This window comes from Rhodococcus sp. TAF43 (assembly GCF_052113525.1).
In the GTDB taxonomy this organism is placed as follows: domain Bacteria; phylum Actinomycetota; class Actinomycetes; order Mycobacteriales; family Mycobacteriaceae; genus Prescottella.
On the sequence record NZ_JBFRDL010000023.1, the window covers coordinates 71,236 to 84,633 of the forward strand.

Below are 13,398 nucleotides of genomic sequence, written 5' to 3' on the forward strand. Positions count from 1 at the left end.
TTGACCGGTGAAGTTTCTGAGCAGGTTCTACATCGATGGATTCATCCTGGCCATCGTCACGGTGGCAATCCTCGGCAGCCTGTTCCCGGTATCCGGCAGCGGTCAGACGGTCCTCGACTGGGCCACCAAGATCGCGATCGGCCTCCTGTTCCTCCTGTACGGCGCCCGCCTGTCACCGACCGAGGCGCTGCAGGGTCTCAAGCACTGGCGGCTGCACTCGGTGGTGTTCGCGTCGACGTTCGTGCTGTTCCCGCTGATCGGCCTGGCGCTGCGGATCCTCGTGCCGACGATCATCACCGACGAGATGTACACCGGCATCCTGTATCTGTGCCTGGTGCCGTCGACGGTGCAGTCGTCGATCGCGTTCACCTCGATCGCGCGCGGCAACGTCGCGGGCGCGATCGTGAGCGCGTCGTTCTCGAACCTGCTCGGCGTGTTCGTCACGCCGCTGCTGGTGATCCTGCTGATGAACACCACCGGCGAGGCGACCGTCGACTTCTCGTCGGTGATCGACATCGTGCTGCAGCTGCTGCTGCCGTTCATGATCGGCCAGCTCATCCGCCCGCTCGTCATCGACTGGCTCACCAAGTACGCCGCCCCCACCAAGCTGGTGGACCGCGGGTCGATCCTGCTGGTCGTGTTCTCGGCGTTCAGCGCGTCCATGAACGAGCACATCTGGAGCACCGTCACGGTCGCGGAGGTGGCCGTTGTGGTCGCGGCGTGCTGCGGACTGCTGGCCGCGGTCCTCGGCATCACGGCGCTCGCGGGCAAGAAGCTCGGCTTCTCGCTGCCGGACCGGATCGTCATCATCTTCTGCGGCTCCAAGAAGAGCCTCGCGACCGGACTCCCGATGGCGTCGGTGCTGTTCGCCGGCCAGCCCGTCGGGCTGATCGTGCTCCCGCTGATGATCTTCCATCAGATCCAGCTCATCGTCTGCGCCGCACTGGCGCAGCGGTACGCCAAACGCACCGACCCGGAATCCGTCACGACCTGACCGGAATCCGGTTCACCCACACGTTCGGCCCGGTTCCGGTTCAATGGAGACGGAGCGAGTTCCAGTACAGGCGTTTCCCGAGCAGCTGTGTTTTCGGAGGCGAACGTGTCGAAGAACCATCACCACCGCGAATCTCGCGACTTGATCGCGCCTGCCTACACCGGCCGCTTGGCGACCGACCCCGTCCCGGCGCTGCGCCTGCCGCACGACTCGATGGATCCACGTGCCGCATACCGCTTCATCCACGACGAGCTGATGCTCGACGGCAGTTCGCGCCTCAATCTCGCGACGTTCGTGACGACGTGGATGGATCCCGAGGCGGGGACGCTGATGGCGGAGACGTTCGACAAGAACCTCATCGACAAGGACGAGTACCCGGCCACCTCGGCGATCGAGCAGCGCTGCGTCAACATGGTGGCCGCACTGTTCAACGCGCCGGACCTGTCCGACACCGACCCGACATCCGCGACCGGCGTCTCCACCCTGGGCTCGAGCGAGGCGGTGATGCTCGCCGGGCTCGCGATGAAGTGGCGTTGGCGGCAGGCCCGCAAACTTGGCGGGCTGGACGCGTCCACACCGAAACTGGTGATGGGCAGCAATGTTCAGGTGGTGTGGGAAAAGTTCTGCCGGTACTTCGACGTGGAACCGGTGTACCTGCCGATGGAGCCGGGGCGGTACGTGATCACGCCCGAACAGGTGACCGCGGCGGTGGACGAGAACACGATCGGCGTCGTCGCGATCTTCGGCACCACGTATACCGGCGAACTCGAGCCCGTCGAGGAGATCGCGCTGGCCCTGGACGCCCTGGCCGCGGACGGCGGGCCCGACATCCCGGTGCACGTGGACGCGGCCAGCGGCGGCTTCGTGGTTCCGTTCCTGAACCCGGAACTGGTGTGGGACTTCCGGATTCCCCGGGTGGTGTCGATCAACGTCAGCGGTCACAAGTACGGACTGACGTATCCCGGCCTCGGATTCGTGATCTGGCGCGACGCCGCACATCTACCCGAGGAGCTGGTGTTCCGCGTGAACTACCTCGGCGGCGACATGCCGACGTTCACGCTCAACTTCTCCCGCCCCGGCAACCAGGTTGTGGGCCAGTACTACAACTTCCTGCGCCTGGGCCACAGCGGCTACCACAACATCATGAAGTCGCTGCGCAGCACCGCAATGTGGTTGTCCGGCAAGCTCGCCGAGGAGGGTGACTTCCGGGTGGTCAGCGACGGCTCGGCCATCCCGGTGCTGACGTTCGAACTGTCCGACGAGCCGAAGTTCACCGTCTTCGACGTCTCGCACGAACTGCGCGCCCGCGGCTGGCAGGTGCCGGCGTACACGATGCCCGCCGATGCCGAGGGCGTCGCGGTACTGCGCGTGGTGGTCCGTGAGGGCTTCAGCGCCGACCTGGCGCGTCTGCTGTTCGACGACATCGTCGAGGTGTGCAAGCACCTGCACCGCGAAGGCGTCGCGATCCACTCCGAGGCTCGGCACTTCGCGCACTGACCGCCGGCAGTCCGGGGACGGTTCGGCCGATCGGGGGCGCGGGTGATCACGACGAGGGCGAGGCCTACGCCGCGAAGCTGCGCGCGGCGGGCGTGGACGTCACTGCGGTCCGCGTCGCCGGCATCGTCCACGACTTCCTCATGCTCGACAGCCTCCGCGACTGTAGGGCCACCGTCGTCGCCCGCGAACTGGCGATCGCGGCGCTGCGAAAGGCGCTGTCCGGGTAGTCCGTTTCGCTGCGCGGGCTCCCCGGGGCGAGCGTGGCGTCAGTTCAGCTCGATGTCGATGGGGTGCGTCGCGAGGAGCGCGAGGGGGAGTGGCTGCCGACGCAGCACCTGACCCCAGACGTCGGCGCGGGGCGGACTGATCACATCGGACGCCAACGCCGACAACACGATCCAGTCGTCGTGTTCGATCTCGGCGTCGAGCTGCCCGAGCGTCCAGCCGGCGTAGCCGGCGAAGATCCGCAGGCCCTCGATCACCGGAGCGATGGGCTCGGGGTCGGCATCGAGGTCGACCATCACGACCCGGCCGTCGATCCGGCGCAATCCCGGGATGCCGGTGATGTCGGCGCCCGTCCGCAGCGTCGCCAGGCACAGCGCGGCGTCACGAGTGACGGGCCCGCCGATGTACAGCGCCTGCGGTTTGGCGGCGAGAGCGGTCCACTGCGGCAGCACCTCCTGCACGGAGGTGTCGCTGGGCCGGTTGAGGACGACGCCGAGACTGCCGGCGTCGTTGTGTTCGATCACGTAGACGACGGTCCGCCGGAACGTCGGCTCGGCGAGGTCCGTCGACGACACCAGCAGGCTGCCCGGCCGCACCGCCGGCTGTGCCGGGGCCGTGCGGTCCTCAGGTTCCTCCGAGTGCGCCACCGGGTCATCATCTCATCGACGGGCCCCGGACGGGAGATTCGAACGCGTACGAATTACGCCGCGTCGGGATCGGGCTGCGCGACCGTCCCCGGCGCGGGCACCGGGCAGGACGCACCGCGCGGCACACCAAGCTTCTGCAGCAGCAGGCTCATCGGGCACCAGCCGACGACACCGTAGAGGACGAGATTCGCGGACGCGAACGCCGTCAGGCCCCGCCACTTCGGCGAGTGCGTGCGGCCGAGCAGCAGGCTCGTGCCCACGACGGACCCGCCGAGCAGCGGGACGATGCGTTCGACGGTCCAACCGGAATGCTTCGGCAGTGCCATGTTCGTGTACTCCTCGTGTGACGTGACGGTCAGTCCGGAGTGGTGATCGCGAGCCCGGCGCGGCGCCAGGCGTCGATGCCGCCGCGCACCAGGTAGGTCTCGGCGCCCAGCCGGGCCAGCTGACGCGCCGCGTTCGCCGATCGTCCGCCGGAACGGCAGATCACGACGACGGGTCGACCCGCGACCACGTCGATGCCGTCGTCGATCACCTCGTGCAGCGGCAGGTGTGTGGCACCCGGCACGTGGCCGGCGTCCCACTCCGGACGCGATCGCACGTCCAACAGGACCGCGCCCTCCTCGACGAGGGTCTGCGCCCTGCTCGCGTCGACCGTTCCGTACGACTTTCGAAAGATGCCCACGACGTTCGACCCTAGGGCCACCCTGCTCGCTCACTCCAGACCCCCTGGGGGGATCCTTTCTCCACCCGCGACTTTATACCCCTAGGGGTATGTCGTCGACGTGTCGTCGGCCACGTTCCGACAGCTCAGTCCAGGCCCAGGATCCGGTCCAGCACCGTCAGGTGGTGCTCGAAGAGCGCCGCCGGATCAGCGAAGGTGTCGGCGCCGTACTGCCCGAACACCTCGAAGTTGATCGCACCGAACAGCGCCGCCCAGGCCATGACGCCGCGCGCGAGCAGCTCGTCGGGCACCGTCAGGCCCATCTCGGCACGGATCCGATCGAGGTCGGCGGACAGCCCCGGGTCGACCGGCGCCGACGACGACAGCGGTGTCAGCACACCCGCCCGGTGCGCCCCCTCGATGATGCCGACCAGCGCGGCGATCACGCGCGTACCCGGACCGGTCGTGCGCTCCGCCGGCGCGTGATAGCCGGGGACCGGGCTGCCGAATAGCAGCGCATAGCGGGCGGGCTCCCGGATCGCCCACGATCGCACCGCGTGGGAGAGCGCGTGCAGCCGACCGCGGTGATCGTCGTCCGCCAGCGCATCGACGGCGGCATCCACCTCCGCACCCAGCTCGGTGTAGCCATCGATCACGAGCAGCGTGAGCAGCTCGTCGCGGCTCGCGACGTACCGGTACACCGCCGACGACACGACGCCCAGATCGCGCGCGACGGCACGCAGCGACAACGCGGCCGCGCCCTGTGTCGCCAGCTGCTCCCGTCCGATGCGGGTGATCTCGGCGAGCGTCTGCTCGCGGGCGCGTTCGCGGGGGGTGACCGTCATGCACCCACCCTGCCCGAGAAACGAGAGCACTGTCAACAAAAGAGAGCAGTGCTCTTGACAATGGCCCCGACCCGAGCGCATCGTAGAAAACGAGAGCGGTGCTCTCGATTCCGAAATCCTCTTCGAGAAAGCGAGCACGTGATGTCGAATCTGCAGGTAGTGACCGGTGCGGGCCCCGTCGGCTGGACGGTCGCCGAACAACTCGCCGACGCCGGCTACGACGTCCGGGTCCTCACCCGCTCGGGTAGCGGGCCGGACCATCCGCGGATCGAGCGCCGCAAGGTGGACGTCTCCGACCCGACCGCCCTCGCGGCCGCCCTCGACGACGCCACCGCCGTCTTCCACTGCATCCACGGATCCGCCTACGACGCCCGCGCCTGGGAACGCGAACTGCCCGCCGCCGAGCAGGTGGTGCTCGACGCCGCCGGACGGATCGGCGCGGTCGTGGTGTTCCCGGAGAGCCTGTACTCGTACGGCCGCCCGGACGGCCCGATGACGGAGGACGGCCCGCGCGACGCGACCACCGGCAAGCTCGGTGTCCGCACCCGTCTACTCGCGGCCCGCGCGGCGCACCGCACACCGACGGTCAGCGTCGTCGCGTCCGACTTCTTCGGCCCGCACGTCCTGACCGCGCATGCCGGCGAGCGGATGGTGCCCCCGGTGCTGAAGGGGAAGACGATCCGGGTGATGGGCCGCGCCGACGTCGCCCACTCGTTCACCTACGTCCCCGATCTGGCGGCGGCCATGATCACCGCAGCGCACGATCCGGACCGGTGGAACACGGTGCTGCACGCGCCCACCGCTCCTGCGGTGACCCAGCGACAGCTGGTGGAGGCGTTCGCGAAGGCCGCGCAGGTGCCGACGCCCACGGTGGGCACGCTGCCCGGGTGGGCGCTGCGGGCGGTCGGGACGGTGCACCGCCCGACCCGAGAGCTCGCGGAGACGCTGTACCAGTTCGAGGCGCCGTTCGTGATGGACTCGCGTCGCAGCGAGGAGGTCCTCGGGCTCGCACCCACCCCGTTGGACGAGGCCGCGGCCGTGACGGTCCGGTGGTGGCGGCAGGAGTTGGCGACGGCGGGCGCCCGATAGGGTCACCATGTGCGCACATGGAATCCGTCGTCTGTCCGACAGACGTGGAGTTCCGCGGCCACCACACTGCGGCACTCACCGGGGCTGGGCCGCCTGACGGCGGTCCGGTTCGCGAGCCAGTTCGGCGACGGACTCTTCCAGGCGGCGCTCGGCGGGGCCATCCTCTTCAATCCCGAACGCGAGACCGAACCGCTCGCCATCGCCGCCGGATTCGCGATCCTGCTGTTGCCGTACTCGGTGATCGGTCCGTTCGCGGGCGCCCTGCTGGACCGCTGGGACCGGCGGGCGGTGTTGCTGTGGGCGAATCTGCTCCGGAGCAGCCTGATCCTGTTCATCTCGGCGCTGCTGATCGCGGGCGCCGGGGAGACGCCGCTGTTGCTGATGGCGCTCGCCGCGATCGGCGTCAGCCGGTTCGTCCTCGCCGGCGTCTCCGCCGCGTTGCCGCATGTGGTGCGGCAAAGTTGGCTGGTACCAACCAATTCGGTGCTCGCAACGGCAGGATCGGTGTTCTCGGCGGTCGGGGCCGGGACAGCCGTGGCCGTGATCGCCGGGATCGGCGAGGGCGATCTGGGCTCCGGCGTCGCGGTGGCGGTCGGGGCGCTCGGATCGGTGATCGGCGCGTGGGCGGTGCACGGATTCGGCCGTCGCGCGCTGGGCCCCATGGACGGCGTCACCACCGCACGAGGCACGGTCACCGCCGTCCTGTCCGGCCTGCGCACCGGCGCGACGGCGGTGTGGCAGGCGCCCGGGGTCACCACCGCGATGATCGGAATCGGCGCCCATCGCATCGCCTTCGGCGTCAACACCCTTGTGATGGTGCTGATCCTGCGCGACCCCGCGTCGAGTGGCGCGCTGCCCGGCGGCCTGGCCGGATTCGGTGTGGCCGTGGGGGCGACGGCCGCCGGCATGCTGCTCGCGGCCCTCGCCACCCCCTGGTTGATTCCCCGCCTCGGACGCCCCCGCACCGTGACCGTCGCACTCGCGTTCGCAACCGTCGTCCAGTTCACGCTGATCACGACGCTGTCGCAGCCGCTGCTGCTGGCCGGTGCGTTCCTGCTCGGGTTCGCCGGGCAGACCGTCAAGCTCACCGGCGACGCCGCGATGCAGATCGAGATCGACGACGACCACCGCGGCCAGGTGTTCGCGCTGCAGGACACCGTCTTCAACATCGCCTTCTGCGCTGCCGTGGCCGCCGCCGCGACGGTGGTCGCTCCCGACGGCCACTCGCTGGGTCCGGTCCTCGCGGCCGGTGGCGTCTACACGCTGGGCCTGGTCGCGATCGCGTGCAACGCGCGCCGCACGGTCGACTGACCGGTCACCGCACGTCCCGCCGGACGGTGTCCACACGGCCGTCGGTGTCGGTATCGCTGAGTTGCACCGACATCCGGCCCGGATCCTCCTCGGCGACCAGCACCGTGTCGAACCGGGCCGGATCCCGCGTCGAGACCAGCACGACGTCGGGTTCGCCGTCGCCGTCGAAGTCGACGAGCGCGTCGTCCGCCGCACCGTCACCGTTGTAGTCGATGCTCCGCCACCCGGCCGGATCGGGTGGTGCGGGAGACCGCGGCGCGGGGACCGGGTGCACGGATTGCTGTGTCCGCGAGACCTGCTGGTCCCAGACGCCGGTGTGCACGGGGTCCGCGAAGTACCGCGCCGATGCCGCCCCGACGTCCAGCACGGAGCGGTCGGCAGCACCGTCACCGTCGCTGTCCCACATCGCGTCGTCGAACAGACCGTCCCCGTCGAAGTCCAGACGCACCGCGTCGAACTCGCCGTCGGCGTCGAGGTCGAGATCGGCCAACGAGGTCCACGTGGTGGTCGCACCGTCCCCCGTGCCGAACCAGTACTCGAGTGATCCCATACCTCTGTGGACGCACCGCGACGTGACACGGTTCCGTCACGGTCACCGGGATTGTCGGTGAACACCCCCGCACCTCGGTGCTACCTTTCCTCGAAACACCAGGTAGTGAACGGTTTCGGACCAATCGCCCAGGGGTGAACCATCATCAGACGCCTGACGTCGATGCTCGCCGTCACGGTCGCGGGCCTCGCGCTCACCACCGCCCCCGCACTCGCGGAACCCGCGACGGGGCCCACCAACTCGTGCGGCGAGGCGGGATTCGATCCGTCGGCGCCGGACCCGGAACCGCCGCCGCCGACGTCCCCGCCCGTCATCGGGGTCCCGCTGCCGTACCCGCAGTTCGTCCCCGTCCCACTACCCGATCCCGCCCCCGACCGGACCCGGGTGGCGCAGGATCCCCTGCCGGCGGACCCCTGCCAGGACCCGTGCCCCGACCTCACCGATGCGACCGACGATCCCGGCGGGCCGGACACCGCACCCGGTTCGTCGGGTTCGGGATCGGGCTCGAGTTCGGGATCGGATTCGGGATCCGGTTCGGGTCCGGGATCCGGTTCGATCACCCTGCCGCGCATCCAGATCCAGCCGCGGCCCGAGACCGTCCCGATTCCGGTGCCGGGCGGCGACCCGGGTCCGGATCCGCAGCCCGCACCGCCGCTCGACATCGGCACGATCGACCCCGGGCCCGTCACCGCACCGCTCGGCACCCCGGCTGTGGGGGCGGTCAGTCTGGTATCGCAGGTGACCGGGCCCGGATCCGAGAACCGCACCGACAAGCGGTGGCAGGTCGACGGCACCGACCTGGGCATCACGTGGGAGAGCCGTCCGGGCGAGGTCGCGGTGGCGTTCGGCGACACGTTCGGCGCGGACTGGCAGCCGCCCGGCGCGAACGGCCGGGACTGGCGCAGCAGCGTGCTCGGGCACAGCACCGACACCGATCTGTCCGACGGCATGACGATCGACAGCATGGTGCAGGACAGTCGCTGTCACGCCGCCGAGATCATCGACGCCCGGCACATCGCGAACTGGGAGACCACCGCCATCCCCACGTCGGGCTTCGCGATCGGCGCCCGCCAGTACCTGAGCTACATGTCGGTGCGCCGCTGGGGCGAGCCCGGCATGTGGGTGACGAACCACGGCGGCATCGCGTACTCCGACGACAACGGTCAGACGTGGACCAAGGATCAACATGCCCAGTGGGACAATATCTTCGGACAGGGCCTGTTCCAGGTGACCGCGATGGTTCCGCAGGGCGACCACGTGTACATGTTCGGCACCCCCAACGGCCGGATGGGCACGATCGGCCTCGCCCGCGTCCCCGCCGGCGAGCTACTCGACACCAGTGCGTACCAGTACTGGGTCGACGGCAACTGGGTCCCGGTGGTGGAACACCTCGCCACACCGCTCGTCTCGGGCCCCGCGGGCGAGCTGTCCGTGCGCTACGACGCCGATCGGCAGCGGTGGCTCATGAGCTACCTCGACCAGGTCGACGGACGAATCCTCCTGCGGCAGTCGTCGAGTCCGCAGGGCACCTGGTCCGACGGCGCGACCCTCGTCGACAGTACCGAGTACCCGAAGACCTACGGCGGTTTCATGCACCCCTGGTCCACACCCGACGAGCTGTACTTCACGATGTCGGAATGGGACAGCTACAACGTCTACCTCATGCGGGCGAAGTTGAACTGACCCGAGCCGACGCGAACCGACCCGGGCTACGTGAACGATGCGTCACCCGGCTCCGGAACCCTGAGCCGGAACGTACCGACCGCTCCCGCCCGGAGCGAGGACGGCGGCGGATCCGACGTAGCCGCCCGGCGGGCACCCCGGGTGCTCGCTCTGCCGGCAGTACTCCGGGGAGATCCGATCGGTGGGGGTCACGGACGTCTCGGAAGTGGTCGACGTGCCGGACGCGGGTGGGGGAGTAGCGGTCTCGTCTTCGCAAGAGGCCACGAGCAGCGGCACGGCCGCCGCGACGAGCAGAGTCTTCCAGCGGCGAATCATCGTTCCCTTCCTTTCGGCGGGACCTGGTTCGACGATACGCCCGGGTTGTCCGCTCGGAGGTGGGCGATTCCCGACGCGCCTCGAGTGCCGGCGGACCCGCTGCGCGGCGGTGGCGACTCAGGTGGTGACGGCCCGCTCCGGCAGATCCGCGATGATCGCGGCCAGGTTGTAGCCGCTGGTCCGCAGGCGTCCGTTGGCACCCGTCCGGGGATACTCGCTGTGGCCGGACGCGCCGTCGCGCGTCACTCCGTCGGGTGTCGTGGCGGCATCGGTCGCGAGATGGGTGAAACCGTCCGTCGCGTACGGTCCACCGCCGAACGGTCCGGGGCCGAACCGGTTGAGACGGGCGATCACGTCACCGTCCGCCGTCATCTCGTACGCATGCCCCGGAACCAGTCCGAGATCGCTCGGCGAGCGGACGCCGACCAGGCCGGGGGAGCCGTAGACGACCAGGTCGTCCACCGGGTGGTGGCCCGGTTCACGCAGCGCCAGACCGGTGGTGACCGAACCGTACGAGTGCCCGATCGCGGTGATGTGCGGATCTGATCCCGTGTGCGCGACGCCGAGGCCGTCGTAGAACCGCGCGAGGTCCCGCGCCCCGGCGCGGGCCCGATCCTCCAGTGCCACAGCCAGTCCACCCTCGATCCGGTCGGTGATGCTCCCCGACATCTGCGGCGTGTCGTAGCCCACCCAGGCGATGGTCGCGACCGTCTCGTGTTCGCGTCCGGGCGTGGCGCGCATCTGGATCCGCGACTCGCGCTGCAGCGCCCCGGCCTCGTCGGCCATCGAACCGAGGGACCCGCGCACGGTGGAGTTCAGCCCCGGCGTGGATACCGCGATGTGATCGGCCGTGTCCGGATCACCGATCGCCACGGCGGCGTGAACCTGCTCGCCGGAGCGCACCTCCAACAGCAACAGCCTCCGGTCCGGGTGCTGCTCGAGCGCGCTCTGTACCGTGTCGATATCGGCCAGCCGCCGGCCGACGTCCACGAGTTGCTGTCGCGCAAAGAGCGATTCGAGGTTGTTCGGGCTCCGCACTCGATCCGACAGCTCCCGTCGCGTCGCCTCCAGTGCGGCCCGCTCGACCGGCAGACGATCGACGTTGGCCCGGTGGCGCACCGCGGCCGGTAGACCGTCCCGGTTGCCGACGCTCGCGGGCGTGGTCTCGATCAGCATCCGCTGCTGCCCCGTCGTGAGCGCATCCCACCACGTGCGGTTCGCCTCCGCACTCGCACCGTCCGGGGGCGGCGGAACGGTCTGCACCCCGGCCCATCCGGTGCCCGGATCACCGGCGCGGGGAAGCTGGGCGAACGCGGTGGCGATCAGCGACGTCACCCGGCCGTCGGCCGCGGCGAGTTCGCCGAGTGCAGCCCGGATCATGGTCTGGTGCCGGCGCGCCCGGTGGTCGAGTACCGCCGTCGCCATCGCTGCGCCCGACCCGGATCCCAGTGCGGCCAGGAAGATCCCGGGCGGGACTCCGACGGCGCCGTCGTCCGCCACGTCGAATCCCTCCGCCCGGGCCGCGACGACCGCGGCGAGCACGGCGTCCCGCGCCCCGTCGAGTTGCGCCGCACCGGAATTCGCCGCGTCGGCGGCCGCCTGCAGCGCCGACACGGTCCGCGTCGCGATCGCGCCGATCTCCCCGGCCCGCGCCCATGCCGCGTCCCCGGCGACGCCACCCCAGTGATCTCGCGCCCCGTCCACCGCCCGTACGTATCCGTCGATCTGCGCGTCGACGACACGGGCGCACCTCTGCCACTGCGCGCCCTGACCCCGCAACACCGACGGAGCCCACGACTCCGCGAGCGACACTGTCGGTGTCGTCACCGACCGCCGTCCGATCCCCGCAGTCCCGCAACGAGTCCGACGAGAGAATCGGCCTCGGCGGTGTCGGTGCGCGCGTACCCGCCCGCGGCCCTCGCCGTGCTCGCGGACCAGTCGTGCAGCCGGCCGGCGACGACGGCCAGCACGTCCGACACCGCCCTCGATCCCGCCCCGCATACCCGGCCCACCCGTGATCCCGGCAGTCCGGTGCCGGTTGCCGCCGACTCCGTGCCCGCCCGCGCGTCCGCGATCACGTCCCCGATCGCCGACACGGTCCGCGCGGTCTCGCCGAGCCGGCCCGGATCGACCCACATCTCCGCCATGACACCCCCCTCCRTCCGCATCCCCCGGATCCGTTCCGGACGATACTGCAGCCGTTTCGCGGTATGAGACGATCGCCGCCGGTCACCGACCGCGGATCACGAGGGGAGACGGGATGAACCACAGAGCACCGGGGCACTCGCACGGATGGACCGAAACCGTTGTCGACCAGCAGGATCGGCTGCTGAGTGCCGCGGCGACCCGTCGATCGCGCGCCGAGTCCGCGGACGGGGCCGTCGCGGTCGAGGCCACGGCCGACGGACTTATCCACAACTGGCACATCGGGGAGGAACTGCGGGGTACGGACGTGCGCGAGGTGGTCGCGGCCGTCGTCCGGCTGCAGCACGAGGCGGTGGCCGACGCGCGGGCCGAACTGGCCGCGGCCGCCGCCGCGCTGCGCGAGGACCCCCGCTTCCGCGCCGTGGTCGACCGTCACGTCGACGCGATCGATCGGCCGGTCGTGTCCGAGACGACGCCGGACAACGACGGCTACTTCGCGCACCTCACCGTGTGGGATCGCGGCTGACGAATCCGAGTCCCTCGGGTCACCAGACGGGTCGCGGCGTGCCGCCTCTCCCGATCTCCTCGAGCGCACGGACCAGAGATGCCATCGTGTCCGCGCCCAGCACCGCACTCGCCGCATGCCAGCGCGCCAGGGCCGCGTCGGTGGCCGCCGCGGTCACGTCCAGCCCCGCGGAAGTCAGTTGGACCAGCTGCGCCCGGCGATCTTGGGGGTGAGGTTGCTTGTCGACATAGCCGGAGGCCGTCAGCTCGTCGACGATGACAGCGGCCGACTGCTTGGTGATGCCCAGGAAAGCGCCAATCTCACTGACCGTGGCACCGTTCCCGGCAATCCGGACGAACACGAGACCGTGCGCCGGACGCAGCGTCGAATTCCCTTGCACAACAATGGCTTCGTTGATCTGCTCGGCCAGCGTGGACGCGGCGCGCATCAGCAGCATCAGCAGATCGGCACGGGGCTCATCCCTTGACATACCGTCAGTCTACCTGTCCAATAAAGACAGCTAAACTGACGAGAAGGGGGTTCGCGATGCCAGTCCGAAAAGATGGTGACCATCTGACACACCGAATGCACGAGTCTCGATTCCACTCCTACGTGGCACCGTCTCGTGGCAGCCGACAGCTGTGCGCCTGGCGCACAGACCTGGCACCCGGGTCCGACGGTGCCCCGCACACCGTCTCGCACGAAGAGGTCTTCCTCGTGCTCCACGGCTCACCCACAGTCACCCTGGACGGCCGCCGAACTCCGCTCGCCGCCGGAGACGTCGTCCTGGTTCCGGAGGCGGCAACGGTTCAGCTCGACAATCACGGCGACGGCACGGCCTCGCTGTGGGTGACGACATCGGTGGGCCTGACCGCCACCACCGCCGACGGTGGCATCATCACGCCCCCGTGGACTCGATGATCCAGTC

The 13,398-nt window shown here is 69.9% G+C and carries 17 protein-coding genes; 8 read left to right on the plus strand and 9 right to left on the minus strand.

Annotated features, from left to right (window positions below; translation table 11 throughout):
- The first annotated feature begins 7 nt into the window (after positions 1-7).
- From AB4Z09_RS15980 to AB4Z09_RS15990, 3 genes are all read left to right on the plus strand, one after another.
- Positions 8-994 carry a bile acid:sodium symporter family protein gene (locus AB4Z09_RS15980; protein WP_442240151.1) on the plus strand — a complete coding sequence of 329 codons (987 nt, stop codon included), beginning with the start codon at positions 8-10 and terminating at the stop codon, positions 992-994.
- 105 nt (positions 995-1,099) lie between these two features.
- Entirely contained in the window at positions 1,100-2,491 is a 1,392-nt protein-coding gene (locus tag AB4Z09_RS15985) for a glutamate decarboxylase (protein ID WP_114720462.1), read from the plus strand.
- Positions 2,428-2,718: an alpha/beta hydrolase fold domain-containing protein gene (locus AB4Z09_RS15990; protein ID WP_442240152.1), complete on the plus strand. Its 291-nt coding sequence runs from the start codon at positions 2,428-2,430 to the stop codon at positions 2,716-2,718. The genes AB4Z09_RS15985 and AB4Z09_RS15990 overlap by 64 nt, the downstream gene beginning before the upstream one ends.
- Positions 2,719-2,757: 39 nt before the next feature.
- Here the strand turns inward: AB4Z09_RS15990 and AB4Z09_RS15995 are convergent, their stop codons facing one another.
- The 4 genes from AB4Z09_RS15995 to AB4Z09_RS16010 all read right to left on the minus strand — a co-directional run bounded on the left by AB4Z09_RS15995 (position 2,758) and on the right by AB4Z09_RS16010 (position 4,872).
- Complete coding sequence (locus tag AB4Z09_RS15995) at positions 2,758-3,363, minus strand: YqgE/AlgH family protein (RefSeq protein ID WP_114720198.1); 606 nt, start codon at positions 3,361-3,363, stop codon at positions 2,758-2,760.
- Between the two features lie 53 nt (positions 3,364-3,416).
- On the minus strand, positions 3,417-3,689 hold the full coding sequence (locus AB4Z09_RS16000; RefSeq protein WP_442240153.1) for a YgaP family membrane protein: 273 nt from the start codon (positions 3,687-3,689) through the stop codon (positions 3,417-3,419).
- Between the two features lie 29 nt (positions 3,690-3,718).
- Positions 3,719-4,048 carry a rhodanese-like domain-containing protein gene (locus AB4Z09_RS16005; protein ID WP_442240154.1) on the minus strand — a complete coding sequence of 110 codons (330 nt, stop codon included), beginning with the start codon at positions 4,046-4,048 and terminating at the stop codon, positions 3,719-3,721.
- 125 nt (positions 4,049-4,173) lie between these two features.
- On the minus strand, positions 4,174-4,872 hold the full coding sequence (locus AB4Z09_RS16010) for a TetR/AcrR family transcriptional regulator (RefSeq protein WP_442240155.1): 699 nt from the start codon (positions 4,870-4,872) through the stop codon (positions 4,174-4,176).
- 141 nt (positions 4,873-5,013) lie between these two features.
- On the opposite strand from AB4Z09_RS16010, the gene AB4Z09_RS16015 reads away from it, so the two are divergent.
- Both AB4Z09_RS16015 and AB4Z09_RS16020 read left to right on the plus strand, forming a co-directional pair.
- Positions 5,014-5,961, plus strand: coding sequence for an NAD-dependent epimerase/dehydratase family protein (locus AB4Z09_RS16015; protein ID WP_442240156.1), 948 nt, complete (start codon positions 5,014-5,016; stop codon positions 5,959-5,961).
- A 9-nt stretch (positions 5,962-5,970) separates the two neighbouring features.
- A complete protein-coding gene (locus AB4Z09_RS16020) occupies positions 5,971-7,272 on the plus strand; it encodes an MFS transporter (protein WP_442240157.1) in 1,302 nt (433 codons plus the stop codon).
- A gap of 4 nt (positions 7,273-7,276) precedes the next feature.
- Here AB4Z09_RS16020 and AB4Z09_RS16025 read toward each other — a convergent pair whose 3' ends face one another.
- A complete protein-coding gene (locus AB4Z09_RS16025) occupies positions 7,277-7,822 on the minus strand; it encodes a hypothetical protein (protein ID WP_442240158.1) in 546 nt (181 codons plus the stop codon).
- A 162-nt stretch (positions 7,823-7,984) separates the two neighbouring features.
- Here AB4Z09_RS16025 and AB4Z09_RS16030 point away from each other — a divergent pair, with 162 nt between their 5' ends.
- Complete coding sequence (locus AB4Z09_RS16030; RefSeq protein ID WP_442240159.1) at positions 7,985-9,505, plus strand: DUF4185 domain-containing protein; 1,521 nt, start codon at positions 7,985-7,987, stop codon at positions 9,503-9,505.
- A 42-nt stretch (positions 9,506-9,547) separates the two neighbouring features.
- On the opposite strand, the gene AB4Z09_RS16035 is transcribed toward AB4Z09_RS16030, so the two are convergent.
- The 3 genes from AB4Z09_RS16035 to AB4Z09_RS16045 all read right to left on the minus strand — a co-directional run bounded on the left by AB4Z09_RS16035 (position 9,548) and on the right by AB4Z09_RS16045 (position 11,967).
- The gene (locus AB4Z09_RS16035) at positions 9,548-9,820 is read right to left on the minus strand and encodes a hypothetical protein (protein WP_174914225.1); all 273 of its coding nucleotides are present in this window, start codon (positions 9,818-9,820) and stop codon (positions 9,548-9,550) included.
- 117 nt (positions 9,821-9,937) lie between these two features.
- Entirely contained in the window at positions 9,938-11,647 is a 1,710-nt protein-coding gene (locus AB4Z09_RS16040; protein ID WP_442240160.1) for an alpha/beta hydrolase, read from the minus strand.
- The gene (locus tag AB4Z09_RS16045) at positions 11,644-11,967 is read right to left on the minus strand and encodes a hypothetical protein (protein WP_442240161.1); all 324 of its coding nucleotides are present in this window, start codon (positions 11,965-11,967) and stop codon (positions 11,644-11,646) included. Before AB4Z09_RS16045 ends, AB4Z09_RS16040 begins: the two co-directional genes overlap by 4 nt.
- 113 nt (positions 11,968-12,080) lie before the next feature.
- On the opposite strand from AB4Z09_RS16045, the gene AB4Z09_RS16050 reads away from it, so the two are divergent.
- Positions 12,081-12,491 (plus strand): hypothetical protein, encoded by a 411-nt coding sequence (locus AB4Z09_RS16050; RefSeq protein WP_442240162.1) that lies wholly within the window; start codon positions 12,081-12,083, stop codon positions 12,489-12,491.
- 19 nt (positions 12,492-12,510) lie between these two features.
- On the opposite strand, the gene AB4Z09_RS16055 is transcribed toward AB4Z09_RS16050, so the two are convergent.
- Positions 12,511-12,927 carry a MarR family winged helix-turn-helix transcriptional regulator gene (locus AB4Z09_RS16055; protein ID WP_254622696.1) on the minus strand — a complete coding sequence of 139 codons (417 nt, stop codon included), beginning with the start codon at positions 12,925-12,927 and terminating at the stop codon, positions 12,511-12,513.
- 155 nt (positions 12,928-13,082) lie between these two features.
- Here AB4Z09_RS16055 and AB4Z09_RS16060 point away from each other — a divergent pair, with 155 nt between their 5' ends.
- The gene (locus tag AB4Z09_RS16060; RefSeq protein ID WP_254622697.1) at positions 13,083-13,391 is read left to right on the plus strand and encodes a cupin domain-containing protein; all 309 of its coding nucleotides are present in this window, start codon (positions 13,083-13,085) and stop codon (positions 13,389-13,391) included.
- The last annotated feature ends 7 nt before the right edge of the window (positions 13,392-13,398 follow it).

Bases quoted from the DNA above. Each gene is read 5' to 3' on its own strand.
- AB4Z09_RS16035 (WP_174914225.1), bottom strand. From the start codon at position 9,820: ATGATTCGCCGCTGGAAGACTCTGCTCGTCGCGGCGGCCGTGCCGCTG.
- AB4Z09_RS16000 (WP_442240153.1), bottom strand. From the start codon at position 3,689: ATGGCACTGCCGAAGCATTCCGGTTGGACCGTCGAACGCATCGTCCCG.
- AB4Z09_RS16030 (WP_442240159.1), top strand. From the start codon at position 7,985: ATGCTCGCCGTCACGGTCGCGGGCCTCGCGCTCACCACCGCCCCCGCA.
- AB4Z09_RS16055 (WP_254622696.1), bottom strand. From the start codon at position 12,927: ATGCTGCTGATGCGCGCCGCGTCCACGCTGGCCGAGCAGATCAACGAA.
- AB4Z09_RS16025 (WP_442240158.1), bottom strand. From the start codon at position 7,822: ATGGGATCACTCGAGTACTGGTTCGGCACGGGGGACGGTGCGACCACC.
- AB4Z09_RS16050 (WP_442240162.1), top strand. From the start codon at position 12,081: ATGAACCACAGAGCACCGGGGCACTCGCACGGATGGACCGAAACCGTT.
- AB4Z09_RS16045 (WP_442240161.1), bottom strand. From the start codon at position 11,967: ATGGCGGAGATGTGGGTCGATCCGGGCCGGCTCGGCGAGACCGCGCGG.
- AB4Z09_RS16010 (WP_442240155.1), bottom strand. From the start codon at position 4,872: ATGACGGTCACCCCCCGCGAACGCGCCCGCGAGCAGACGCTCGCCGAG.
- AB4Z09_RS16015 (WP_442240156.1), top strand. From the start codon at position 5,014: ATGTCGAATCTGCAGGTAGTGACCGGTGCGGGCCCCGTCGGCTGGACG.